We start from the raw sequence: 23,701 nt of genomic DNA on the forward strand, positions 1-23,701 counted from the left end.
GTTGTAGAATCAATGATGGATGCGTTTATAAACCTTGGTATAAGGGTATCCGTTTGTAACCAGACTGAAGTTTGATTTATCGTAATTACCTAATATATACATCTGAATGAGCTGTGAATTGAAAACGTAGTCATGCATCAGCATTACATTGTAAACCTTTTCTCCATTTATCAGCATAAACACCATATAGTAACCTTCATCCCAGTCGAAATCTTTTCGTCCTGCAACTCCGTCAGAATTGACAAAAACATTGCTCATAATTTTAGCAGAACCGTTAATGATACCATTCCGCATGTCAACTTTTAGAGCCCCGCAGGTTAGCTCATCCTCTGCTGTCGGTTTGCAACGTAAATGTGAGATAAGAGGGCTACCGGAGTCCGTTTGCCCCCAGTTTGCCATGTGCTTCATTGACGGTGTTTTATGTAGCATATCTTCAGACAAGAAAAGATAGTAGTCAGAGTTGTCAGATTGATAGCTTGTTATATAATCTTCGTAGCTTTCCAGACTATTAAAAGTTTCATGTGCTGTATATACTCCCTTAAGGCCATTGTCATAAACATAGTCAAATATGGACAATGCATCACTCTCATTGTCATTCATAATTGCTTTTGCAATTAAATTGGTCACAGGTTTGGAGTGTGTTCCGGGATCGATGAAAGTCTTGGACTGCTGTAAATCTTGAAGCATATATCCATTTCCCCACCAGGAGAAGACTGGTTTGTTATTAAGCTCAGTTGTAAGTATTGCTGTATCGAGTATTTCACTCAATAATGCTGGTTTGTTGTATGTGATCGTCCAGGAACTAGAAAATGGAGTAAGCACCAATAGAATTAATGCAGGTAGTGTTGAAAGATGTTTAAATAGCTCGTGGGGATGGTAGTTGTTATACAGCCATCTTCCTGCCAAAAAGAATAAGTATGCAAAACCGGAACCAGCAAAGATAGTTGCATACATAGAAAAACGAATCCCCACAAAGAATGTCATGAGGGAAAGTATTAGGATTGGAAGCATCAGCAGGGTCCTCTTACGTTCAAATATGAACAATAAAATTGTGCCTATGAAGCCGGGTATTGCAATCGATGCAAACTCAAAAACTGCTCTGGATGTTTTTAAGAAGTCCAGCTGTTTGAGCTCATTGATAGTTGATGAAGAGGATGGAAAAATAAAGCGGGCTGTATCAGCGCTTGGAGTCTCAGATGTTATTATAAAGTTTCTCAAGGTATACATTATGTCAGTAATGCCGGCCAAAAAGAAGTGCGGACCGGATGACACAAGGAATAGTACAGTGCTTACTGTGATCATGCGTATGTTGGATTTATTCACAAATAATGCAGCAATTAGAGAGAATGAGAAAAACAACTGCATACTCGGATGGTTATACCAAAGGATATATAAATACATTGAAACACCAGCAACAATAGCAAGAAGATATTTAATAAGTTCCTTTCTTTGTAAAACCAATTCAGTAAGAATGTATGCCACAAGTACAGGGAAAAACAGGTTCAGAATATCAGTATCAACCCTGCCGAAGCTTGTTCTGATGGTGTATTCAAAACTGGTCGCTGTTACAAGTGCACCGGCAAATCCTATTAAAGGCAGACCAATGCGTACGAATAATAGAATAATTGGAATAACAGCTAAGGCGGGAAAGTAGGTCTGCATCCATATGCCTGCATTCCAGACGCTCATGCCGGATATAGACGAGATCTTTGCCAGCATTATGCTGATAAGAGGGACTCTTTCAGGATATTTTGAGCCCGTGGGGTAGAGCCGTTTAGTGTCAGGTTCTCCTGCTTTATAGGTACCTTCTTTCAGTTCGTTTGCGTACCTTGTCCAGTAGTGGGCATCAAGGGTTGTAAATGAAGGAAAATCAAGTTGAGTCATAAAGCGCTCTCTGTGTTCCCCCATAGCTTTATTATACTGCTTAACCCTCATTCCTGTTCCGATAGAATACGCAATTACTATCATCAGAAACACGGCGATTACTTTGAATGATTTATTCTCAGAGAGTGCTTTGATATCCATAGTTAATCCTTGTTTTGCTTAGTTTGATTAGATATTATCGAAGCAGTTAAACTGCATACGGGATTATAGATGAATTTTTGGCTCTTGCAAACAGGAGAACCCCTTCCGATAAAATCGGGCAACAGAAAGATAAGAACGGCTCTGCTCGCTGAAGAGCTTATCAGCAGGGGGCACTCTGTAACATGGTGGTCCAGCAGGTTCGATCATATAACCAAAGAATGGATTGGTGATGATACTTCAGTAGAATACAATGGAATAAGCTACCGGCTCCTTGAGGGTTACGGATATAAAAAGAATATCTCACTCAGACGATTCAGAGACCACAGGAAAGTGGCTGCGGACTTCCGTAAAAGAGCCCTAACAGAAGAAAAACCGGACCTGATTCTTGCATCAACACCAGCCTACGATCTTGCCCATGAAGGGGCTAAGTATGCATATAAACGTGAGATCCCCCTGATAGTCGATATCAGGGATGAATGGCCTGATATATTTCTGAGCTACCTTCCAGAACCACTAAGACCGATTGGCAGGCTTGCGCTGTATAAGGATTCTGCAATGCTTCGGCACACACTAGCCCACGCCGACGGTCTTGTTAGCATGATGGAAGAGATGCTTGACTGGGGGCTTGGGAAATTGAACCGCAGCAGGAGAGAAAGCGACCGGGTCTTTTACCTTGGCAGCAGGGCTGTTACCGTACCATCAAACACTCCTGATAAACTGAAAAGAATCGAGAAGAACGTGGGGAAGTGCTTCATCGCCTCATATGTGGGAACGTTCAGTGCAAATAATGATCCTTCGGATATTATAAAGGCAGCACATTTGATGAAAGATGAGCCTGTGCTTTTTGTAATGGGGGGTGACGGTGACATGCGTGAATCCCTTGAAAAAGATGCAGCCGGGCTTGATAATGTTATATTTACGGGCTGGCTGAATGAGCTGGAGATGGCAAAACTACTCTCATGGAGCGCATGCGGAATAACAACCGCTCCGGCAAAGAGAAGTGCTTTCCCAAATAAGGTATTTGTCTATCTATCGTTTTCTCTGCCCTTGATATCAGCCTGGCATGGTGAGCTCAGGGACTTAATTGATAAAGAAAGTATAGGACTAAACTTTGAGCCGGGGCATTGTGAAGAGCTGGCAGGATGCATTAGAAAATTTATGGATGAAAAAACGAGAAATCGCTTTTCCTCCAATGCTGGAAATATATTCAAAGAACGCTTTGATGCCGATAAGATTTACTCCGATTATGCGGACTATCTAGAGGAAATTGCCAATGAGCGATAATTTTAATGAGATAACCGAAGTACCCGGACTTCAAGCGAGTGTAGAACAGCTCCAGAGGCTTTATCAACGTTACCGTTTTGCTGTTGAAAACACAGAAGGGCCTGTACTTGAAGCGGCCTGCGGCTCCGGAATAGGGCTGGGCTACCTTGCGGAAAAGCTTGGGCGGGCTGATGGTTGCGACATCGATAAGGAGAACCTCCGCATTGCATCTGAACTGCACAGGGATAATGAGTCCGTTGAGGTCTTCGAGTTCGATGCATGCAGGCTCAGGGAGATAGATAAGGAATACGGGCTGATAATTCTCTATGAGGCTGTATATTATCTTGATGATATAGAGAGTTTTATATATGGAGCAATGGAGAAGCTTAAAAAAGGTGGCTGGCTCATTATCTGTTCGGTGAACCCTGAATGGAAGGATTTCCACCCATCCCCTTATGCTAGGCGATATTACACAGCGGCGGAACTGGCTGCGTTTGCCGGGAAGTATTTCAGCACTGTTGAAACATATGGAGCTTTCCCCTCTGCCCCTGCCGGAGCAAAGGACAGGGCCTTCTCCGTGCTTAAGCGTGGAGCAACAAAGATGAACCTTATTCCTGGCAGTTTACGTCTTCGAACCTATCTTAAGAGGATCTTTATGGGCGAGCTGAAGCCGATCCCTGAAGCAGTTACAGACAATATGATCGATTACGAACCACCCGTACCGTATATCGGCGGGGACGAGTACAAGATAATATATATGGCAGCACAGAAGGACTGAATCAATGGATATGAAAGAGATATGCTCCCGGGCACGACTCGGGATACTGGACATGATCTATAAAACCGGTGGACCTCATATAGGCTCATCTTTTTCCATGGTGGAGGCGCTGGCTGTTCTCTATTTCAAGGTTATGGATTTTGGAGAGAACAGGGACAGGTTTCTGTTGAGCAAAGGGCACGCATGCCCCGGGCTCTATGCGATACTCCATCTGAAAGGCTTGCTGAGCGATGAGGACATCGAGGGGTTTGCAGTGAACGGAGGCACCCTTGAACAGCATCCGATGATCGATACTGCAAAGGGTATAGAGGCGGCCACGGGCTCCCTCGGGCACGGTCTTTCGCTCGGTAACGGTATGGCACTTGCGGCGAAGCACGACAGTAGCCCGTCCAGGGTATTTGTTATGCTGGGGGATGGAGAGCTGAACGAGGGAATGGTGTGGGAATCCGCATTATTTGCCGCACATCACAAGCTTGATAATCTGACTGTAATGATAGACAGAAACAAGATTCAAGCCCTTGGGGATACCGAGGATGTTCTGGTTCTTGAGCCCATTGAGGATAAGTGGAAAAGCTTCGGCTGGGATGCTTTACGTGTAGACGGACATGATATGGACGCCGTTGAATCTGCACTCAACACGAATCGGAACGGAAAACCCCTTGCCATAGTGCTGGATACGGTTAAGGGGAAGGGTGTTTCTTTTATGGAGGATAAGCTCCTCTGGCACTACAGGGCGCCGGATGATGATGAATACACTAAGGCAGTTGAGGAGCTTCAAGTATGAGGAACGATTTTTTCAAAAGGCTCCACGAACATTTTGCCGACAACACCGATACATACCTGTTAACAGGGGATCTCGGGTTTGTGTTGTTCGACCCTTTTCGTGATACGGACCCGAAAAGGTTCATAGACGCAGGAGCGGCCGAGGCGAATATGGTGGGAACAGCGGCAGGGCTCGCCCTGTCGGGCAAGAAGGTTGTCTGCTACTCCATCACCCCATTTCTCACCATGCGGGCATTCGAGCAGGTACGGCTCAATCTGGCTCTGCACAATGCGGATGTGAAGCTCGTCACTGTGGGGGGCGGATTCACCTACGGATTCGAAGGCTACACCCACTTCGGTTTTGAGGACCTTGCATTAATGGCCTCCCTGCCAAACATGCGAACCTTTGCTCCGGCGGACACCACGGATGCTGTTAACCTGGCGGACTGGTGTATGCAGGACAACGGGCCGGCATATATACGGCTTGGAAGGCAGGCTGAGGAGAGTATATATGAGCTGGAAACACCCTTCCTATCGGGAAAAGCAGTTCATCTCAGAAAGGGGACGGACGGTCTTATAATTGCCACTGGCTCCATGGTGCAGAGTGCTCTGCAGGCGAGGGAAATCCTCTCAGAAGAGGGTATAGACGCAGGGGTTCTCTATGTGCACACGCTTTCACCCTTTGACAGTGAGGGGGTGGCTGAGATAGCAGGGAGGTATCCTGCGGTTGTTACTGCCGAGGAGCATAATCTTCTCGGCGGTCTCGGCAGTCAGGCGGCACAGGCACTCCTTGAAGCGGGGAAAGCCCCGAGGTTTAAGATGATCGGCATAGAAAACTACGACCGTAATCTTATAGGCGATGCTGAGTATCTGCGTGAGCGGTACGGTTTATCTGGTACAAACATCGCAGAAACGTTAAAGAAACTAATAATTAAGTAACAGGATAAAGATATGGAAGTTCGCTTTTTCGATTACCCAAAGCAGTTCGGCATAGATGCAGAAAACTACGAGAGAATTATCATGGAAACCCTCCGGAAGGGTGCATACATACTTGGGGCTGAGCTTGAATCCTTCGAGCGGAATCTGGCGGAGTATGTGGGCGTTAAGCATGCGGTGGGCGTCAACAACTGCACAGATGCCATACTCATCTCCCTTCTTGCGGCTGGTGTCGGGCCCGGGGATGAGGTCATAACCGTTTCCCACACCTTTGTGGCCACTGTGGAGGTTATCAAATTCACAGGAGCCGAGCCGGTTCTTGTGGATATCGGCGAGGACAGGTGCATGGATGTCAGCAAGGTTGAGGAGGCTATAACTCCTAAAACTAAAGCGATAGTGCCCGTTCAGCTAAATGGGCGCATCATGAAAGGGATGGATAATCTTATGGAGATTGCGGAGAAGCATGGCCTTTCCGTTATCGAGGATTCATCCCAGGCCATTGGCGCAGAGCTTAACGGCAAAGGCGCTGGCTCCATAGGGCTAACAGGCAACTTCAGCTTCTACCCCGCCAAGGTTCTCGGAGCCTTCGGTGATGCGGGAGCTATCACCACCGATGATGATGAGATAGCCGAAAAGGCGAAGCTTCTGCGAAACCACGGCCGTGCGCCCAGCGGCGAGATAGTTATGTGGGGGCTTAACAGCCGTCTGGATAACGTCCATGCCGCTATACTCGACTATAAGCTCACCAGGCTGGATGAAAATATTGAGAAGAGACGTGTATTAGCAAAGATCTACCACGATAAACTGAAAGGAATAGAGCAGCTGGTGCTCCCCGCCTATGACGGTGACGGACACCGTGATGTTTTCCAGAACTATGAGATTGAGGCGGAGAACAGGGAGACGCTGGAGAAGTATCTGGCTGATAAAGGTATCCAGACACCCCGCCAATGGGGTGGCAAGGGGGTCCATCAGTTTGAGAAGCTCGGGTTTGATGTCTCCCTGCCGAGAACTGAGCTGTTCTTCAGCAGATGCCTGCTTCTACCCCTTTATCCCGAGCTTGAGACGGAGAAGGCGGAATATGTCGCAGACACCATAGCCGGATTCTATGCCTAGTCTATAACTGCGAATCCCACGTAAGGGTCGAAGTCGCAGCGCTCAAGGCGCAGGTTGTTTATGCCTATACTGTCCAGAAGTGCAAGGGTTTCGCCGGGCCAGAGCGGATTGTCCAGTTCGTCAAAGGCTATGACAGACCCTTTGGGCATCCTTGGCACAAAGTGTTCAAGGGCAACCTTTGTGGGCTCATAAAGATCAAAGTCCATAAAGAGAAGGCTCACAACCGTGTGCGGGTTTTCTTCCAAGAACTTTGGGATGCTCTCTTCCGCCTTGCCTGGCACGAAGCGCATCTTTTCCATATGGCCGAGGAAGCGGTTTTTGTCGAAGGCACCTTTCAAATCCTCTAGCTCTTCAAGGGCGTGGGAGGCGAGGTCACCTTTTTCGGGTGTGCCGAGGGATGTTTTATCCTGCTCGGATATAGTAGGAAAACCCTCAAAGGTGTCGAATCCGTATATCCTTCTGGTGAGGTTGTTCGGCTCCAGTATCTCGCTGAAATGTCCCCAGCTGAACATGCCAAATCCTTTGAAAACGCCGCATTCAATGATAGAACCCTTAACATTCAAAACTCTTTTAAAAATCTCATAGCGTGCGAGGAACTTGGTCATATCCTGCCTGCGGACGTATTTGGGGAAGTGTCTCAGCTTCGTTTTTGTATCATCCTCTGAGGATTCAAATATTCTTTGATAATCCTCCACAGCCTCCGCCTCGCGGTTGGTTGCAAAGGGGTTTTCCTTGGTGAGTTTATTTTTACCCGGCATTGTAAACCTCTTTTAATATCTGTAAAACAGAACAAATTTTAGCATAATATTGTATCTTGCTGAATACAATTATTACGAATATGATTCATTATGTTCAAGATTACAGCACCCGAAGGAATGAGGGAAGAGAGAGAATACATTTGTTTTGTTCTTTTTACAGAGATGCTGAGGGCACCTTACACCTTGGAGTTACGTTCTGACTGTGAAAAGTGGACTATTGCAGATGCAGGTCGCTCCCTTTCTTTCGATGACAGTTTCCTTCCACTCTTAAAGGATAAAGGTCTCGAAAGTAGTGAGATTTTGCCGGACCAGCTCATAAGCATAGACACGGAATACGGAAATATTTGTGGACTTTACGGTTCCGGCGATTCCTCTGGTAATACACTAGGCATTGATATTTTCGGTTCCGCCTTCTTCATGCTGACACGTATAGAGGAGATGCAGGAGACTGTGGAGGACAAACACGGCAGGTTCCAGCTCAAGAACTCAGTAGCAGAAAAGCTTGGGGTATATCACAGGGCTCTTGTGGATGACTATACGGCTTTTCTTGCATCATATTTTGATCTTAGTAAGCCTGAGCGAATTACAGAGCTTACCCACGATATAGATTATCCTTACTGCTACGGACTGAACTCTTTTACATTTAAGAATACATTTGCACCTGCAAAAAGAGGGGATTTACAAGCTGTTGTTAGAAATATTTATGATATATCAACGGTTATCGCCGGCAGAAAGAAGGATCCCTTCGACCGTTTCGACAGCTTTATGGACATAGCTGAAGAGTTCGGTAAAAGAGCGGTCTTCTTCTTCATGACAGGGGGAAAAGGGGAGTATGATCCACCTTTTAATACAAAGCATGATAGAAGAGTGAAGCGGATTATTGAGCATGTGAAGGAGAGGGGGCACGAATTAGGCATACATTTCTCTTACAACGCAGATATTGAAAACCTTTACAGAAGTGAGAAGGATATCCTCGAGAATATTGTAGGTGCTGAAATAACGAAATCAAGGAATCATTTCCTTCGTTTTTCTGTACCAGAAACATGGCGGAAACTTGAGGATGCCGGGATAAGTGAGGATTATACCTGCGGTTTTGCTGAAAAACCCGGCTACCGGTGCGGTACAGGCAAACCTTATTCGGTTTTTGATGTTGAGCAAAGACTGATGCTCCGGCTTCGTGAGCACCCCCTTTATCTGATGGATGCTACTGTTACATCGTATATGAGGTATTCTGAAAAGAGATTATTTGAGTATATCGAAGAAAGCAAAGCCACATATGGAGGCGGTTCTTTACTTTGGCACAATTCATCCAAGCTTTCCGCAGATACTTATTACAAAACAGTTTCTAAGATTGACAGGGAGTGACGTGTGAAGATTCTCTACGTATGCGAAAGAGATTTACAGGACAAAACCGGAGTTAGTAAAAAAATTGTAGATCAGGCATCCTTATGGAAAAAGTTAGGCCATGAGGTTGATTTATATTCAATCTATTCTCACACTTGGCAGACTCTGGATTCCTTTGTGTCCACAGCCTCTGGTGAAAAATATAGATATGGAGTTTTTGGAAGGGGATTGAACCTAAAGGACGCCCTCAAAGAAGGCGACTGGGATATTGTCTATCTCCGGTATCATTTTTACGTACCATTCCTTAAACAAGCTTTAAAAAGATTTAAGGTTGTAATGGAAATTAATGCTGACGATAGAGAAGAGTACGATTTATCCGGGAGATCTTTCGGGGTCTACAACAGAGCAACAAGAAATCTTGTATTAGATATACCTGACGGGTTTGTATTTGTTACGGAAGAACTTAGAGACAGATTTAAACATGAAGCAAGAAGTCTTGTACTTGGGAACGGTATAAGTGTCCCCGACCCATTGAATATTCAAAATGAAGGACAAAGACCAAAAGCAGCATTTATTGGAACGCTGAAACAGCCATGGCAGGGCACCGATATTTTGCTTAAGATTGCACAGCAGATTCCCGAGTGTGATTTCCATATAATCGGTGGTGAAGGTGATAGTAAGGCAAACATATTTTATCACGGGTTTATGAGTGAACCCGAGGACCTTTTGTCCGGTTGTGATGTTGGCTTCGGGACATTGGCATGGATAAGGAAGGGGCTGAAGGATGCGTGTACTCTTAAGGTAAGGGAGTACCTTTCGCTTGGGCTTCCTGTTGTATATGCATATAATGAAGTGGATCTTTCCGGCGAAGAACCCTTTGCATTAAAACTCGGCCACTACGAGGAGGATATCCTTTCCTCTATAGAAGAGATAAAAGCCTTTTTACACAAAGCGCATATGAACAATGAGTTGCGCAGGCAGGCCCATGAGTTTGCCAAAAATAATTTGGATGTATCCGTAAAGGAGAAGAAACGTCTTGAATTTATGGAGAGTCTTTTGTGAAAATTCTGTTTGTTGGTGATGCTTCTTCTATCCATATAAAAAAATGGGTGGACTACTTTGACAAAAAGTATGAAACCATTATCTGCACATTCAGCAGAGAGAACAAAACCGATTGCGAATATGTTTATTATCTTGGTGACAGGGAAGTGAGCGTGAAAGGAGGAAACTACCATTACCTCAAAGGAATACCTGAGCTCAGGCGTATTATCATTAGAGAAAGGCCGGATGTCCTTAATGTTCATTTTTCTTACAGTATGGGGCTGGTGACATCACTTGCCAATATTGGAACAGGTATCCCTATGACTGTCGTCTGCCATGGGAGCGATATCCTTGCACCGCCTTTACCGGGGATAATGAAACATGTTAACCGGTTTGTCCTTAAGAGAGCCGAGTATGTGTTTGCTGTTTCCAGACAGATATCCGTTGCCGTAAGGGATCTTGTGCCGAGTTTAGCAGTATTTACCGGCCAGTATGGCATTGAAACAGAAAAGCTGATGTCGGAGAAGGTCAGGGATACCGATATTATTTCAAACAGAGCTTATGTGCCTAATTCGCGCATAGATGACATACTCCATTCTTTGGGTAAAGACCAGTTTGGTGGGAAAAAGATATTCGTAGCACTGCCACATATATCGGATGAACGTTTCGATATAATTCAGAATGAAAACCCGGGTATAGATTTCGTGAAATATATCAATCATGGAAACCTGCTTGAAAAGCTCGGTCGAACTAAGGTCTACGTGAGCGCAACTATGTCGGACGGTACATCCCTGTCCCTTCTTGAAGCGATAGGATCGGGGTGCTTCCCTGTGGTTAGTGATATACCCTCAAACCGAGAGTGGATCAAGCACGGTGTGAACGGTTACCTATTCAACAACTATGATGATTTCGAAAAGTATATTGGCTTGGCATTGAATGATGAAGCATTTCGGGAGAGTGCCGCAGAATACAATAGAAAGCTTATCCTTGAGCGTGGAGATTATAAAACGCAGATGAAAAAAGTGGAGGATATTCTTCTTTCCCTCTCCTCCTAATCTACTGTTACCTTTTTGCCCATAACAGCAAGAACGGTCATCCAGAGTATTTTTACGTCGAGAAGTACACTTCTGTTATCGATATATTTCAGGGCGAGTCTTGTTTTTTCAGGATGAATTAGCTCCATGTAGGCCTTGTCCGGATCATCATAACCTTTAAGGATCTCCCCTTCGTTACTGAATTTGATTGATGCGAAATCAGTTATTCCTGGACGAACTTCAAGCAGTCGCATCTCTTTATCGCTGTAGCCTTCCACAGCCCAGCGCACCTGTGGCCTCGGTCCTACAAAGCTCATGGAACCAAAGAGAACATTGAAAAGCTGAGGAAGTTCATCCAGCTTATATCTTCTTATGAATGAACCGATTTTTGTTATACGTGGATCGTCTTCCCCTGTGGACGAGGGGCCAATCTTATCAGCATCAACAAACATGGTTCGGAACTTATTCATCTTGAAGTCTTTGTTGTTTTTTCCAACTCTAACGCCTCTATAAAGAACAGGTCCACCGTCCTCTTTCTTGATCAGCATTGCAATAACAAGCATTGGGATAAAGAATATGATAATGCCGAACAGAGACAGAGAGATATCAAATGCTCTTTTCATTAAGTCGTTCATTTACTCTCCATATACCTTTCGGTGAAGGGGTGAAGGAGGGTCCCTTCCTGAACGTCCGCATGGCGTATGTCGTAAACGGTCTGTATGCAGGCTCGGGCTTCTTCTATGCTGAATCCCTCCCCTTCGAGTATTCTCTGATAGCTCTGGGTGTGGAGATCAGTGAAACCGCCGGAGAACTCAACCTCTCTGCCGTCGACGGTGATGGAGCGGAAGGTGGGCTTCCCCTCCTTTACAGCCTGTTCGGGGAGATCCTCTCTGTCGATGGAGAGATACCAGCGAACCCTTGCGTTCTCAAGCTCGAGGTACCCAGCCTGCTTTTTGTCGTCATTGATATGCAGTTCGGACTTCTGCACAGAACCGAAGATCCATATGAGCATGTCGAAGAAATGGACGCCTATATTTGTTGTGAGCCCGCCGGATTTCTCAAGGCTCCCCTTCCATGAATAGAGGTACCAGTTGCCCCTTGTTGTTATGTAGCTGAGGTCTATCTCGTGTTTCTTCTTTGAACCTGCGAATTCATTCTTCAGTTCTATGATAGAGGGGTGGAGCCTCAGCTGGAGGATATTGTTTATACCCTTGCCCGTCTCCTCCTCAAGCTCCTTGAGAGCATCCAGGTTCCAAGGGTTGAGAACAATGGGTTTTTCACAGATCGCCTCCGCATCGTTGCGTAGGGCAAAGCGAATGTGTGCATCGTGGAGATAGTTGGGTGAGCATATGGAGATATAATCTACCTTATGCCCCTCACCTTTGCGGCGAAGCTTTTCTATATGTCTGTCGAACCGTTCGAACTCTTTGAAGTAATCAGCATGCGGCGAGAAGCTGTCCAGAATGCCCACCGAATCGTGGGGGTCTGTGGCAGCAACGAGTGTGTTTCCTGTGTCCGCTATGGCTCTCATATGTCTTGGTGCGATGTATCCCGCCGCACCGATCAGGGCAAATCGTTTCACTTTTTCTCCTTCGGTTTCTGGTTTTTTAGAAGCTCATCCTCCGGAACATCCCGGAAGTATTTCGCAGGCGTACCGGCGTATATGCTTTCCGGCTCGGTATCCTTTGTGAGCAGTGCTCCGCCGGCGATAACAGTGTCCTCGGCGATGGTTTTTCCGGGGAGTATAGTAGCGTTGACGCCTATGCGTCCACCTTTCTTAATCCGAACACCGCCGTAAAGTTCAAAGCGTTTCTCACTCCGACCCAGGAAGTTATCGTTGGATGTAGCCACGCACGGCGCAACGAAGCAGTAATCTGCTATCTCTGAATAGGCGCAGATGTATACGTTTGTTTCAATCTTACAATAGCTTCCTATCTCCACAAGGTTTTCGATGGCAACACCCCGGCCTATGATGGTGTAGCTCCCCACTGTGACATTCTCTCTGACAGTGGCAAGATCCGCCGCAAGCACCTTCTCGCCAAGGGTACACCCCCTGTATATAACAGTGGATGTGCCGATGATACAGTTACTTCCCACATTCGCCGGGCTAAGCTCCATCTCCTTTGTGATGGCGCTGTTTGCCGCTCTCATAGGGAGCTTCCCTATTACGGCATGGTCATCGATGCGAACATTGTCGCCTATGATGCTGTCTGGGTGGATCACAACGTTGTTGCCGATAACGCACCCCTCGCCCACCGTTACATTCTCGGATATGGTTGTAAAGTTGCCGATGGTGCAATTGTCGCCTATGGCGGCGGTTTCATGTATGATGCTGTTCATGAACCCTCCTTTGGGGAACCTTTGTAGAACGGGACAAACTCCCTCAGTGTATTCTTTAAGACCCCCGGTGTTCCGGCGGACTCCTTTATCCTATTAAGCATGAGTTCCATCTCCTCTGCGGTTTTCGGTTTATCCTTTTTGGCTGTCCAGATCTTATGGTGTCCGGTTTTGGATGTACCTTCCTCTGCGGTGAGGAGCTCTTCAAAAAGCTTCTCTCCCGGCCGTAGCCCGGTGAACTGTATATCTATATCGGTGTATGGTGTCAGGTTGTTGAGGCGGATAAGGTCCTCCGCAAGCTTCACTATGCTGACCGGTTCCCCCATCTCAAGGACAAAGACCTCCCCGCCGTTCCCCATCTCAGCCGCCTGAAACACAAGAAGCACCGCTTCGTTGATGGTCATAAAGTATCGCTTCATATCCTTATGGGTTACGGTTACCGGTCCCCCTCTTTTTATCTGCTCAAGGAAGATGGGCACTGCGCTTCCACGACTCCCCAGTACGTTTCCGAAGCGTACACTCATGAAGGAAGTGCCGGAATCCGTACTGAGACTGGAGCAGATCTCCTCCGCCATGCGCTTGGTTGCGCCCATGATGCTTGTGGGGTTAACCGCCTTATCCGTTGATATATTAATAAACTTTTCAACACCAAACTCCGAGGCGAGACCTGCCATTGTGCGGGTTCCGAATATGTTTGTTTTAACAGCCTCTTCGGGAAACTCCTCCATAAGGGGGACATGCTTGTAGGCTGCCGCATGGAACACGATATCTATGGGGTATGTACTGAAGAGCTTTCTTAACTTTTCGGTGTCCTTTACATCGCATACGAAGGGCACAAAATCCACGGAAGAGCCGGACAGTTTGTCGGATATGTCGTAGCCGAGATAGAAAAGCTCAGTTTCGTCTATATCCAGTGCAATAACCCTGCCGGGGTAAAAGCTCAGCAGCTGCCGGACTATCTCAGAGCCTATGGAGCCTCCGGCGCCGGACACCAGTACACTCTTGCCTTCGATGAAACGCCCGATGCTGTCTTTGTCCACGTTTACCGTCTGGCGTGAGAGGATATCTTCGATGTTGATATCGTGGAGCTGTTTGGTAAGGTTTGTGTTCTCATCAATATTCGCCATATTCTGTACGATCTTGATCTCCCGCACACCAACGTAGTGGAGTTGGTCGTAGAGCTTTCGTATCATGTTATGGGATGCGCCGGATATGGCGATTATAGCAGTGCTCACTGAGTTTGTTCTGCAGTAGTCCGATACCTGCTCAAGGTTACCTTCAACGGGTATGTTGTGTATCTTTGTTTTGTATTTCTTCCTGTCATCATCGAAGAAGGCTACGGGGTGTGTATCACTGCTGGAGTAGCGCATAAGCTCGGATGCTATCCTTTCTCCAGCCTCTCCGGCACCTATGATAACTGCCTTTTTACCCCCTTTGCGGAACTTGAGCACTTCGTAGTAGAAGCGTTTGGAGACCCTGAGCGTTGTTATAAGGAAGAATGTGAGGAAGAAGTCGATGGCTATAACGCCTAGCGGTGCATAAAGCCCAGAGTTATAGCGGTAGAAGAGGAGGTTGAGAAAGAGCAGAGCCGATGTGGAGGCTACACTCGCAAACAGGATGCCGGAGGCCTCCTTAAAGCCTACGAATCGCCAGCTTATATTATAACCGAGAAATATGTGGAGCATGACGATCTTTACTGCAAGGCTTATAAAGAGCCAGACAGGGAACATGTTCCGGTATTCAGGCAGAAGGTGTGCGTTGAAGCGCAGAAAGAAGGCAAGATACAAAGATACGGCTATGAGAATGGAGTCTGAGAGCAGGAAAAATGCGTATCTTCTGAGATTGCTGAAATTCATCGGCTGTCCTGTGCAGCGGCGGGTTATGCCGGTATTATTAAAGTTGTCAATTGTATATAAATTGGCTCTGCAATTCAATAGTACATTATATCCGGCCATAAGTCCTGGGTTTGCTTATTTTTATATCAATATGGATTCCAAGATGTTTGATTTGTTAGATTCTGAGTGATAGAATATAGTTTACAGAGGTATATGGAGATTCGCCTTATGCGGGATATTAATATATTGATTGTGGAGGACAATCTGGAAAGCAGGATCCTCCTTAAGAGAGTTTGCGGGAAGTTTTCAGCAGTATCCGTTTACGAAGCGGAGAACGGCCTGAGTGGCGTCCGGATTGCGGAGGAAACCCGCCCGGACATTGTGCTCATGGATTACATGATGCCTGAGATGGACGGACTGCAGGCTACAAAGAGGATATGTTCCCTCTACACCGATGCCGCAGTGATAGTTATCACAGCGGACACCACAGAGGAGACGGAGGCTAGGCTTCTTGATGCTGGTGCAATTACATATCTTAACAAGCCTGTCCGTGTTGCTAAGGTCAGCAATATTATCAAGAATTTCATCGAGCTTATACGAAACAGAGAGGAGGGTGACCTCCCCAAAGAGAGCGAGTTTGAAAGCCTTAAGAAAAGGCTTTTCCGGATAAAGAGCCACGAGGGGCTTGTGAGCTTCACAACCTTTCTGAGCAAGGTCTTTCATGAGTCAGGGCTTAAGAAAGGGCGCTCCTTTCTTTCGGTCTTCAATCTGCTGTATGACTATTTCGACCGCATTATAAGCGCAGATATGTCCGTTGAGGCGGCTGTGCTCTATGATGAGCGCAACCTTGTTGTTATCCTTCCAGACGTAGCCGAGTCTTTCTCCAAGCTTACCTCCAGCGCCTTTTACTCACTTGTTAAGGATAACGTTGAGCGTGTCGGGGATGATGTCCGTATAACTGTCACTCGGGAGCATGAGGAGAGTCTGCCCCCCGTGGAGCCTGTAGCTCCGTCAGAGGAAAAGGTAGACAAAACCGAAGAGCATGTCCAAGAGGAAGAGCCCGTTCAGGAGGAGCCCCCTGTATATGAAGAGCCTAAGCCGGATGCCGAGTTTGTATCGAATAAATCAGCCTTTGACGATACACTAGAAGAGAGCCGTGCTAAACTGCTTAGGAGAACACACACAACGGCCAAGAGTGCCGCAGAATACGTTGCTTCTCTGCCTGAAGAAGTGCTTCTTGATATTGAGGTTCTGGAGGAGCAGAGTGATGCTCTCTACACTGCGATATACAACTTTGAAGGCAGCTCAAGCCGTGAAGAGCTGGGAAATATTATTAATGTATTGCTCAGTTATTCAAAAGTCATAAATTATTTAAAGGAGTTTGCAGGTATTGGTCTTTCTCTCGCGGATCTTGCTTCGTTTCTGGACAGTCTCAACCCCGATGAGCTCTCCGCTGATGATAAGTCCAAGCTGGTTCTCCTCCTTTTCGAACTTGAATCTGACATTGCTGCATGGCGCACAAATATATTTATAGACAGAGAGGCCAGGGATATACACTACCTGGACAGCTCTCTTTACAGCACATCCCTCCAGCTGCAAATGGTTTTCGGCGGCGGAAGCGGAGGGGACGAGGACGATATCGAGTTCTTTTAAAGAATAGATTAAAGATTTATTATACACTCAAGGAGTTTACCTGATGAAGAAAGTTGTATTTGTGGATGACAGCAGGTCTATTATTGCAGTGCTGGAGCTTACTGTGAAGGATCTTGTCAGCAAGGGTCAGCTTCAGGCCAAGTCTTTCCTGAACCCTGCTGAATTCCTTCAGAAGGCCCAGAACGGCGAGGTTGATTTCGATCTTTTGTTTGTGGATATAAACATGCCGCAGATGACGGGTTTGGAGCTTATTTCAAGGCTTAAGCAGGACTCAAGGTTCCGCCAGAAGCCTATCCTGGTGCTCACCACAGAAACCTCAGCAGATATGAAGTCAAAGGGGAAGGCGCTTGGCGTTACAGGCTGGATAACAAAGCCCTTTCAGGACCAGATTATACTCAAGGCAATAAAGAAAATACTGGGGGTTTAAGATGAGCAGCGAGGAGATCCGTACAGCTACCAAGATGGAAAAGATGGAGCGTTACCTTACATTTGAGCTCGGCGGTGAGCATTACGGAGTAAACGTTCATTGCGTAAAAGAGATAATCGCAATGATGAAGATAACCTCCGTTCCGAACGTACCCGAATATATCAAGGGCGTTATAAACCTCCGGGGCCAGATAATCCCCGTTGTGGACATGCGGCTTAAGTTCAATCTCCCCAAGATGGAGTATACGGCACAGACCATAATAATCATCGTTCTCATCGGCTCCGGCGAGGATGATTCGGAGAAGACCCAAGTCGGTTTCATTGTGGATGCCACCAACGAGGTTCTCCCCGTCACCCATGACAAGCTTTCAGCACCCCCCAAGTTCGGCACATCCGTGGACACAGATTTCATCGACAGCGTATACCAGAATGAGGACCGGGTTGTCATGATGATAGATCTTCAGAAGATCTTCAGCGAAGAGGAGCTTCTCTCCATGGAAACTAATGCAAGCAGGTGATGCCATGGAAATAGTTGACGGAATACTTAAGGTAAGCCCTTCCATGGAGTTTAACGACATCAAGGAACTGGGTGCCTTTCTTATGGAACATATAGATGAGATCAAGCTTGTTGAGCTTGATAAAGAGCCCCTTGAAAACTCGGCTCTTCTCTCCATTCTCCTTGCGTTTAAGAAGGAATCCGGGAATGTTTCCATACCGGTGCTGGAGGGCGAACAGGTAAGGCTTGAGGGTGTCGGCAGGATGGCTGTGCGCTACTAGGCCTTTAGCTGAGGGAGAACAAAATGTCTGATGATAAGAGACAGCAGATAATTCATATATTTATTGATGAGGCCTCCACCATCGTTGAGGAGGTTTCCCTTGCCCTTATGGAGCTCGAGAGCGACCCTTCGGACAAGGATATAATTAACAGCATTTTTCGGGGCATCCATACCCTTAAGGGGAGTGCAAACTCCTTCGGCTTTACACGAATAGGCGGATTTGTCCACCATTTCGAAGACCTTATGGATATCTACCGTTCCAGGGACGAGGCGATCAACGAGGAGGAGCTGGAGCTGTTGTTTTCGGCCTTCGATGTCGTCAAGGAAGTTCTGGAGATGGAGATAAACGAAACCGAAGGCTATCCCGAAAACTACGACTACTGGATGGAACGTATCAAGCAGGCAGTTGAAGGTGGCGGAGCGGCTCCCGTAGAGGGTGCGCCGGAAGTGGTTGAAGAGTCCCAAGAGGTATTGGATATAGTGGCAGAGTCTAAGTATGATACGGCACCTCTTAAGCCGCTGGATATCGCCGCAATGCCGGAGGATGCGAGATACGAAGCGGTTCAGAGATTTGAAGAGGGGGAGAACGTTTATCTTATCCGCCTCATCCTCGAGGATGACATATACTTCCGCGGCTACAACCACACTATACTTATCAAGCTAATCTCCGAAACCCTTGGCGTTATCATCTCCGTTTGGGATATGACAAAGGTTCCCCCCATTGAGATGTACGATCCGGAGGTTAACTACATAACCTGTGTGACCGTTTTAGCCAACGGGCCTGCCGATATGGAAGAGGTTGATGATGTATTCGACTTCACCGTTGAGGAGACCGAAGTTCAGATCCGCCAGTTAAGCAATGCGGATATGGATACTCTGCGAAAGAGCAGTGAAGAGCTTTTGGAGATGGAGGACCCGGAGGATAAGGGTCCTGAGATCATCGTTCCCGCCAGTGGAGAGGCTCCTGACCTTGAGATAAGGGAGGAGAGTGCAGAGACCCCTGAATCCGTTGATGAGAAGCCGCCAGAGCCCGCAAAACCGGCAGAACCGCCTAAACCAGTTGAAAAAAAGGGAGAGCCTGCAAAGGATGATGGCGGGAAGAAGCCTAAGAAGAAGCCCTCCTCGCACCACAGCTTCATAAGGGTGGAATCCGATAAGATCGACGACCTCTTTGATGTAGTGGGCGAGCTTGTCATAAGCCAGTCCTTCCTCTACCAGAACCAGAAGATCAGGGATATCGGCGACCCGGAGATCGCAAGGAACCTTGAGGCGCTGGCCAAATCCACAAGAATGATCCAGAACAAGGTGATGTCTCTGCGGATGGTTCCCATTCGGGACACCTTCAACAAAATGCGCATGGTTGCCAGAGACGTATCCAAAAAGACCAGCAAGGATATTGAGCTTAGTATAAAGGGTGAGGAAACGGAGATAGACAAGACGATGGTCGATGCCCTCTCCGAGCCTTTGGTTCATATGATAAGGAACTCCATAGATCACGGTGTGGAGACGGTTCAGGACCGCATAGCCGCAGGGAAGTCACCCAAAGGGCATGTGCATCTTGAGGCGTACCACCGGGGCGGAAATATCGTCATAGAAATTGGTGATGACGGAAAAGGTATCGATAAAGAAGTAATAAGACAGAAGGCTATCGACAGGGGCGTTATCAAAGAGGATGACAACCTGACAGATAATGAGATTATAAACCTCATCTTTGATGCGGGCTTCTCCACTGCCAAGGAGATCAGTGATGTCTCAGGTAGGGGTGTCGGGCTTGACGTTGTGCGCAGTTCCATCGAAAACCTGCGCGGTAAGATCGAGGTGAGCTCCGAGAAGGATGAGGGGAGCGTGTTTAAGCTGGTTCTTCCGCTCACCCTTGCTATTATCGACGGCCTTGTTGTGCAGATAAATGACGAAACATTCATTATACCCACCCTTACGGTTATCGAGTCTTACCGTCCGAAAAAGGCCGATGTTAATCAGGTAAAGGGGCAGGGTGAATTTGTTAATTTCAGGGGAGAGATGCTCCCCATTCTGAAGCTTAAGGAGATTCTCCATATCGAAGGGGAGCCCAAGCCTGCCTATGAAGCGACTCTCATATGCCTTGAGCATGAGAGAGGTAAGTTTCTGGCACAGGTGGACGAGCTCGTGGGGCGCCAGCAGGTTGTTATCAAGAACCTCGGCTCCTTCCTTGAGAGTGCGAAGAACTTCTCCGGCGGTGCAATCCTTGGTAACGGCGAAATATCTCTGATTCTGAATGTTGAGCACATGCGTGAGCTTTTGGACAGGGATCTGAAGATTGAGCCCTGAACTCAGCCGAAGGGAGTATGAAAACTTCCGTGAACTCATCTTTGACCGGGTAGGTATAAGGCTTGGTGAGCAGAAGGGGCAGCTTGTTAAAAGCAGGCTCTCCAAGAGGCTTCGGGAGCTTAACCTGCGCACATTTTCGGAATACTACGATTATGTTGTGGAAGATGATACCGGCTCAGAGATCCTCACGCTCACCTCGGCGATTACAACGAACGTCACCTCTTTCTTCCGTGAAGGATCCCAGTGGGAGTTTCTTAAGGCGACCCTCCCCAGGATCATCGGAACAAAGACGAACAGGCGTTTCAGGGTGTGGTCTGCAGGTTGCTCCAGTGGTGAGGAACCCTACAGCGTGGTTATATTCCTGATGCAGAACCTCCCCAACCCCTCCGCATGGAATATAAGGGTACTCGCCACGGATATCTCCGAGAAGATCCTGAAATCGGCGATGAAGGGGGAGTATACGGGGGAAAAGCTCAAGAACGTCTCCGAGATGGGGGCTAAGAGGTTCTTCAACAAGAGAAGAGGCGAGGATATCTACCGTGTTGCGGATGAGGTTAAGGATAAGGTCCTCTTTCGTTCCTTCAACCTTGTACACGGAGATTACGGCATAGTTAATAAAACCTTTGACCTGATCTTCTGCAGGAATGTGATGATATATTTTGATGAAGAGACAAGAAGATACGTTGTGCAGAGCCTTGCCTCAAAGCTTGTTTCGGGGGGATTCTTCTTCCTGGGGCATTCGGAAAGCCTGCATAAGATGAACTGCGGGCTCAGCCCGGCGGCTTCTTCGATATACATAAAGAAATAACGGGGGTACCCATGGACTACCGAGACCTCGACAACGATACACTGCTGGGTGAGCTTGCCAGAAGGCTCAAGGAGGGGGAAGGCTCCTCCACAGAGATGAAGAATATGATGCGCAGGCTCGAGCAGATGAACGACAGGCTGATGAAGGCGGAGGAGAACAAGAGCAAGTTTATGTCCCTCGTCCGCAATAACTTCAACAACCCCATATCGAGCCTGATGAACCTGTCTAAAAGCCTCTCCATCCATGCGGACAGTGAGGAGACCAAGGGGATTGGGAGTACACTGTATTATGAGTCGTTACGCCTTAACTTCCAGGTAAACAACATAATTACAGCCGCAGAGATAGAGGCGGGAACCATTGTGCCTTATATCGGGAGTCTCAGCCCAACGGCTGTGATGGAGCAGGTTAAGGAGTTTCTCCACTTCCTCTTTATGGAGAAGAATATCTCCATGGAGTGGGAGGAGAATCTATCCGGTGAATTCTATCAGGATAAGGAGCTTGTCTACCTTGCTGTGGCGAATGCTATCCACGTTATCGGCGATGCCGCAGACGAGGGGGGGAGCGTGAAGGTAAGTTTTGCAGGAGACGGGGAGAGTATCTCTGTAACTGTGAACTACACAGGAACCTTCCTGAGCAACGAGCATGCTGAGAGATCCTGCACACTATGCTCTGCGGAGACCGCCGGCGGGCTTGAGGTAAACGGAAATACCCTTGAGATATGCCTTGTTCGTGAGCTCACCTCATTCCTTATGGGTGGGGTGGAGTCCGCCATGAAGAAGAGCGGTATGGAGATAGTTTTAAATATACCTAACGTGGATGCCGATAAGGCTATGGCCTACGGTGATGACATGAACGAATTTTTCTTTGATGAGGAAGAAGGTTTTGACGAGTTCTAAAGGGCTTGATCCTAAAAGACCAAAGATTTACATCCATGCGGGTCAACTGCATGTGACCAATGAAGAGGTTTATATAAGCACAGTTCTGGGCTCATGCGTGGCGGTCTGTCTTTTCGACAACGTTAAGCGGGTTGCGGGTATGAACCACTACCTCCTCCCCCTCTGGAACGGTGAGGGGCTGAAGAGCTTGAAGTACGGCAATGTCAGTATAAAGAAACTCATAGAGTCCATGGAGAAGAAGGGGGCGAACAGGATGGTTCTCGTTGCAAAACTGTTTGGCGGCGCAAGCCCCCAGAAGCTTACAAATGAAGGCCTTATGATAGGCGAGAAGAATATAACCGTGGCCAAGGACCACCTTGCAAAGGAGGGTATCAAGGTTGTTGCAAGCGATCTTGGCGGCTTCAAGGGTAGAAGGATACTTATGGACTCCCGTACAGGGGGTATCAAACTTAAATACACCAGCCGTGACGAGGCTGAATAGAATTCGGAGAAGAACTTGGCCATAAGAGTTTTAGTTGTTGACGACAGCGCTACCGCAAGGGCGATGATAACGGATGTTCTGAGCAAGGACAGCCACATAGAAGTTATCGGGGCGGCACCCGATCCATACGTAGCAAGGGATATGATCGTAAAGCATAAGCCCGATGTTATCTGTCTGGATGTGGAGATGCCCCGCATGGACGGCATAACCTTCCTGCGCAAGATAATGCAGCATATGCCGACCCCCGTTGTAATGGTTTCTTCCCTTACGAAGAAGGGTGCTAAGGTTACCCTTGATGCTCTGGATGCCGGTGCTGTGGACTTTGTCTCAAAGCCCCATATGCACATATACGACGGCATCGGCGAGATGGAAAAGGAGCTCATTGAGAAGGTTAAGAATGCTGCCCATTCAAACCTTAAAAAAACCATCGCCGCCATCAAGCAGACGCCGAAGAAGGAGATAACAACCGCCCTCGGAGAAACCACAAACAAGGTTATCGCCATCGGTGCTTCAACGGGGGGAACGGTTGCCCTGCAGGAGGTGCTTACGGTACTCCCCCCAAACTCGCCGGGGATAGTTATCGTACAGCACATGCCCCAGAACTTCACAGCCGCCTTTGCCGAAAGGCTGAACGACCTTTGCCGCATTGAGGTACGAGAGGCTAAGCATGGGGATATTGTCGGTGTGGGCACTGCTCTGATCGCTCCGGGAGAACTCCATATGGTTGTTAAAAGAACAGGCGGGAGATATTACGTTGAGGTGGGTACAGGCAAGAAGGTCAGCGGACACAGGCCTTCGGTGGATGTACTTTTCAACTCAGTTTCAAAGTATGTGGGGAGCAACGCCGTGGGTGCTATCCTCACAGGGATGGGCTCCGATGGTGCAAAGGGGCTTCTCAAGATGAAAAATTCGGGTGCGAAGACAGTCGCCCAGGACAGCCAGTCCTGCGTGGTTTACGGTATGCCTAAGGTCGCCGTCGAGCTTGGAGCGGCGGATTATGTGGAATCACTCAGAGATATACCGGAGAGACTAATGGAGCTGGTCTCCAAGTGATGAAACGCCCAATTGATGTTGGTTATGAGTGTTTAAGGGTGTATGATTCAATATGTTTAGCTTTATTGAAAAACC

At 47.4% G+C, this 23,701-nt stretch carries 23 protein-coding genes; 17 read left to right on the top strand and 6 right to left on the bottom strand.

Going from position 1 to position 23,701, the window contains the following annotated elements; genetic code table 11:
- Positions 1 to 9 precede the first annotated feature (9 nt).
- On the bottom strand, positions 10 to 2,025 hold the full coding sequence (locus K300_RS0110450; protein ID WP_022851620.1) for an STT3 domain-containing protein: 2,016 nt from the start codon (positions 2,023 to 2,025) through the stop codon (positions 10 to 12).
- 69 nt (positions 2,026 to 2,094) lie between these two features.
- On the opposite strand from K300_RS0110450, the gene K300_RS0110455 reads away from it, so the two are divergent.
- From K300_RS0110455 to K300_RS0110475, 5 genes are read left to right on the top strand one after another with little or no spacing between them, the layout of a single operon-like run.
- Positions 2,095 to 3,309, top strand: a complete 1,215-nt coding sequence (locus tag K300_RS0110455; RefSeq protein WP_022851621.1) for a glycosyltransferase — start codon at positions 2,095 to 2,097, stop codon at positions 3,307 to 3,309.
- The gene (locus tag K300_RS0110460; protein ID WP_022851622.1) at positions 3,299 to 4,066 is read left to right on the top strand and encodes a class I SAM-dependent methyltransferase; all 768 of its coding nucleotides are present in this window, start codon (positions 3,299 to 3,301) and stop codon (positions 4,064 to 4,066) included. The genes K300_RS0110455 and K300_RS0110460 overlap by 11 nt, the downstream gene beginning before the upstream one ends.
- Positions 4,067 to 4,070: 4 nt before the next feature.
- Positions 4,071 to 4,850, top strand: a complete 780-nt coding sequence (locus K300_RS0110465) for a transketolase (protein ID WP_022851623.1) — start codon at positions 4,071 to 4,073, stop codon at positions 4,848 to 4,850.
- Complete coding sequence (locus tag K300_RS0110470; RefSeq protein ID WP_022851624.1) at positions 4,847 to 5,767, top strand: transketolase family protein; 921 nt, start codon at positions 4,847 to 4,849, stop codon at positions 5,765 to 5,767. The genes K300_RS0110465 and K300_RS0110470 overlap by 4 nt, the downstream gene beginning before the upstream one ends.
- A 12-nt stretch (positions 5,768 to 5,779) precedes the next feature.
- Positions 5,780 to 6,877 carry a DegT/DnrJ/EryC1/StrS family aminotransferase gene (locus tag K300_RS0110475; RefSeq protein WP_022851625.1) on the top strand — a complete coding sequence of 366 codons (1,098 nt, stop codon included), beginning with the start codon at positions 5,780 to 5,782 and terminating at the stop codon, positions 6,875 to 6,877.
- On the opposite strand, the gene K300_RS0110480 is transcribed toward K300_RS0110475, so the two are convergent.
- A complete protein-coding gene (locus K300_RS0110480; RefSeq protein WP_022851626.1) occupies positions 6,874 to 7,635 on the bottom strand; it encodes a TylF/MycF/NovP-related O-methyltransferase in 762 nt (253 codons plus the stop codon). The genes K300_RS0110475 and K300_RS0110480 overlap by 4 nt on opposite strands.
- A gap of 90 nt (positions 7,636 to 7,725) precedes the next feature.
- Here K300_RS0110480 and K300_RS0110485 point away from each other — a divergent pair, with 90 nt between their 5' ends.
- Genes K300_RS0110485 through K300_RS0110495 form a run of 3 tightly spaced genes read left to right on the top strand, consistent with a single transcriptional unit; the run spans position 7,726 to position 11,075 of the window.
- On the top strand, positions 7,726 to 9,000 hold the full coding sequence (locus tag K300_RS0110485; protein WP_022851627.1) for a polysaccharide deacetylase family protein: 1,275 nt from the start codon (positions 7,726 to 7,728) through the stop codon (positions 8,998 to 9,000).
- A gap of 3 nt (positions 9,001 to 9,003) precedes the next feature.
- A complete protein-coding gene (locus K300_RS0110490) occupies positions 9,004 to 10,041 on the top strand; it encodes a glycosyltransferase family protein (RefSeq protein ID WP_022851628.1) in 1,038 nt (345 codons plus the stop codon).
- Positions 10,038 to 11,075 carry a glycosyltransferase family 4 protein gene (locus K300_RS0110495; protein WP_022851629.1) on the top strand — a complete coding sequence of 346 codons (1,038 nt, stop codon included), beginning with the start codon at positions 10,038 to 10,040 and terminating at the stop codon, positions 11,073 to 11,075. The genes K300_RS0110490 and K300_RS0110495 overlap by 4 nt, the downstream gene beginning before the upstream one ends.
- Here K300_RS0110495 and K300_RS0110500 read toward each other — a convergent pair.
- The 4 genes from K300_RS0110500 to K300_RS0110515 are packed head-to-tail and all read right to left on the bottom strand — an operon-like array spanning position 11,072 to position 15,247.
- Positions 11,072 to 11,677, bottom strand: a complete 606-nt coding sequence (locus K300_RS0110500) for a sugar transferase (RefSeq protein ID WP_026836413.1) — start codon at positions 11,675 to 11,677, stop codon at positions 11,072 to 11,074. The genes K300_RS0110495 and K300_RS0110500 overlap by 4 nt on opposite strands.
- 8 nt (positions 11,678 to 11,685) lie before the next feature.
- Positions 11,686 to 12,636 (bottom strand): Gfo/Idh/MocA family oxidoreductase, encoded by a 951-nt coding sequence (locus K300_RS0110505; protein WP_022851631.1) that lies wholly within the window; start codon positions 12,634 to 12,636, stop codon positions 11,686 to 11,688.
- Positions 12,633 to 13,394, bottom strand: coding sequence for an N-acetyltransferase (locus tag K300_RS0110510; protein ID WP_022851632.1), 762 nt, complete (start codon positions 13,392 to 13,394; stop codon positions 12,633 to 12,635). The genes K300_RS0110505 and K300_RS0110510 overlap by 4 nt, the downstream gene beginning before the upstream one ends.
- Complete coding sequence (locus tag K300_RS0110515) at positions 13,391 to 15,247, bottom strand: nucleoside-diphosphate sugar epimerase/dehydratase (protein WP_022851633.1); 1,857 nt, start codon at positions 15,245 to 15,247, stop codon at positions 13,391 to 13,393. The genes K300_RS0110510 and K300_RS0110515 overlap by 4 nt, the downstream gene beginning before the upstream one ends.
- Positions 15,248 to 15,454: 207 nt before the next feature.
- Here K300_RS0110515 and K300_RS16295 point away from each other — a divergent pair, with 207 nt between their 5' ends.
- The 9 genes from K300_RS16295 to K300_RS0110560 are packed head-to-tail and all read left to right on the top strand — an operon-like array spanning position 15,455 to position 23,626.
- A complete protein-coding gene (locus K300_RS16295) occupies positions 15,455 to 16,879 on the top strand; it encodes a response regulator (RefSeq protein WP_162139885.1) in 1,425 nt (474 codons plus the stop codon).
- A 43-nt stretch (positions 16,880 to 16,922) separates the two neighbouring features.
- The gene (locus K300_RS0110525) at positions 16,923 to 17,306 is read left to right on the top strand and encodes a response regulator (protein WP_022851635.1); all 384 of its coding nucleotides are present in this window, start codon (positions 16,923 to 16,925) and stop codon (positions 17,304 to 17,306) included.
- A gap of 1 nt (position 17,307) precedes the next feature.
- Positions 17,308 to 17,823, top strand: a complete 516-nt coding sequence (locus K300_RS0110530) for a chemotaxis protein CheW (protein WP_022851636.1) — start codon at positions 17,308 to 17,310, stop codon at positions 17,821 to 17,823.
- A 4-nt stretch (positions 17,824 to 17,827) separates the two neighbouring features.
- Positions 17,828 to 18,082, top strand: coding sequence for a hypothetical protein (locus K300_RS0110535; protein ID WP_022851637.1), 255 nt, complete (start codon positions 17,828 to 17,830; stop codon positions 18,080 to 18,082).
- A 23-nt stretch (positions 18,083 to 18,105) separates the two neighbouring features.
- Entirely contained in the window at positions 18,106 to 20,388 is a 2,283-nt protein-coding gene (locus K300_RS15400) for a chemotaxis protein CheA (RefSeq protein ID WP_022851638.1), read from the top strand.
- A complete protein-coding gene (locus tag K300_RS15405; RefSeq protein WP_051135302.1) occupies positions 20,378 to 21,196 on the top strand; it encodes a CheR family methyltransferase in 819 nt (272 codons plus the stop codon). The genes K300_RS15400 and K300_RS15405 overlap by 11 nt, the downstream gene beginning before the upstream one ends.
- A gap of 11 nt (positions 21,197 to 21,207) precedes the next feature.
- Positions 21,208 to 22,092: a sensor histidine kinase gene (locus K300_RS0110550; protein WP_022851639.1), complete on the top strand. Its 885-nt coding sequence runs from the start codon at positions 21,208 to 21,210 to the stop codon at positions 22,090 to 22,092.
- Positions 22,079 to 22,573 carry a chemotaxis protein CheD gene (locus K300_RS0110555; protein ID WP_022851640.1) on the top strand — a complete coding sequence of 165 codons (495 nt, stop codon included), beginning with the start codon at positions 22,079 to 22,081 and terminating at the stop codon, positions 22,571 to 22,573. The genes K300_RS0110550 and K300_RS0110555 overlap by 14 nt, the downstream gene beginning before the upstream one ends.
- Positions 22,574 to 22,588: 15 nt before the next feature.
- The gene (locus K300_RS0110560) at positions 22,589 to 23,626 is read left to right on the top strand and encodes a protein-glutamate methylesterase/protein-glutamine glutaminase (protein WP_022851641.1); all 1,038 of its coding nucleotides are present in this window, start codon (positions 22,589 to 22,591) and stop codon (positions 23,624 to 23,626) included.
- The last annotated feature ends 75 nt before the right edge of the window (positions 23,627 to 23,701 follow it).

Origin of the sequence: Limisalsivibrio acetivorans, from assembly GCF_000421105.1 — a bacterium.
GTDB lineage: Bacteria > Chrysiogenota > Deferribacteres > Deferribacterales > Geovibrionaceae > Limisalsivibrio > Limisalsivibrio acetivorans.

Bases quoted from the DNA above. Each gene is read 5' to 3' on its own strand.
- K300_RS0110510 (WP_022851632.1), bottom strand. From the start codon at position 13,394: ATGAACAGCATCATACATGAAACCGCCGCCATAGGCGACAATTGCACC.
- K300_RS0110525 (WP_022851635.1), top strand. From the start codon at position 16,923: ATGAAGAAAGTTGTATTTGTGGATGACAGCAGGTCTATTATTGCAGTG.
- K300_RS0110485 (WP_022851627.1), top strand. From the start codon at position 7,726: ATGTTCAAGATTACAGCACCCGAAGGAATGAGGGAAGAGAGAGAATAC.
- K300_RS0110465 (WP_022851623.1), top strand. From the start codon at position 4,071: ATGGATATGAAAGAGATATGCTCCCGGGCACGACTCGGGATACTGGAC.
- K300_RS16295 (WP_162139885.1), top strand. From the start codon at position 15,455: ATGCGGGATATTAATATATTGATTGTGGAGGACAATCTGGAAAGCAGG.
- K300_RS0110500 (WP_026836413.1), bottom strand. From the start codon at position 11,677: ATGAAAAGAGCATTTGATATCTCTCTGTCTCTGTTCGGCATTATCATA.
- K300_RS0110455 (WP_022851621.1), top strand. From the start codon at position 2,095: ATGAATTTTTGGCTCTTGCAAACAGGAGAACCCCTTCCGATAAAATCG.
- K300_RS0110460 (WP_022851622.1), top strand. From the start codon at position 3,299: ATGAGCGATAATTTTAATGAGATAACCGAAGTACCCGGACTTCAAGCG.
- K300_RS0110470 (WP_022851624.1), top strand. From the start codon at position 4,847: ATGAGGAACGATTTTTTCAAAAGGCTCCACGAACATTTTGCCGACAAC.
- K300_RS0110530 (WP_022851636.1), top strand. From the start codon at position 17,308: ATGAGCAGCGAGGAGATCCGTACAGCTACCAAGATGGAAAAGATGGAG.
- K300_RS0110515 (WP_022851633.1), bottom strand. From the start codon at position 15,247: ATGAATTTCAGCAATCTCAGAAGATACGCATTTTTCCTGCTCTCAGAC.
- K300_RS0110550 (WP_022851639.1), top strand. From the start codon at position 21,208: ATGGACTACCGAGACCTCGACAACGATACACTGCTGGGTGAGCTTGCC.
- K300_RS0110535 (WP_022851637.1), top strand. From the start codon at position 17,828: ATGGAAATAGTTGACGGAATACTTAAGGTAAGCCCTTCCATGGAGTTT.
- K300_RS15400 (WP_022851638.1), top strand. From the start codon at position 18,106: ATGTCTGATGATAAGAGACAGCAGATAATTCATATATTTATTGATGAG.
- K300_RS0110480 (WP_022851626.1), bottom strand. From the start codon at position 7,635: ATGCCGGGTAAAAATAAACTCACCAAGGAAAACCCCTTTGCAACCAAC.
- K300_RS0110475 (WP_022851625.1), top strand. From the start codon at position 5,780: ATGGAAGTTCGCTTTTTCGATTACCCAAAGCAGTTCGGCATAGATGCA.
- K300_RS0110450 (WP_022851620.1), bottom strand. From the start codon at position 2,025: ATGGATATCAAAGCACTCTCTGAGAATAAATCATTCAAAGTAATCGCC.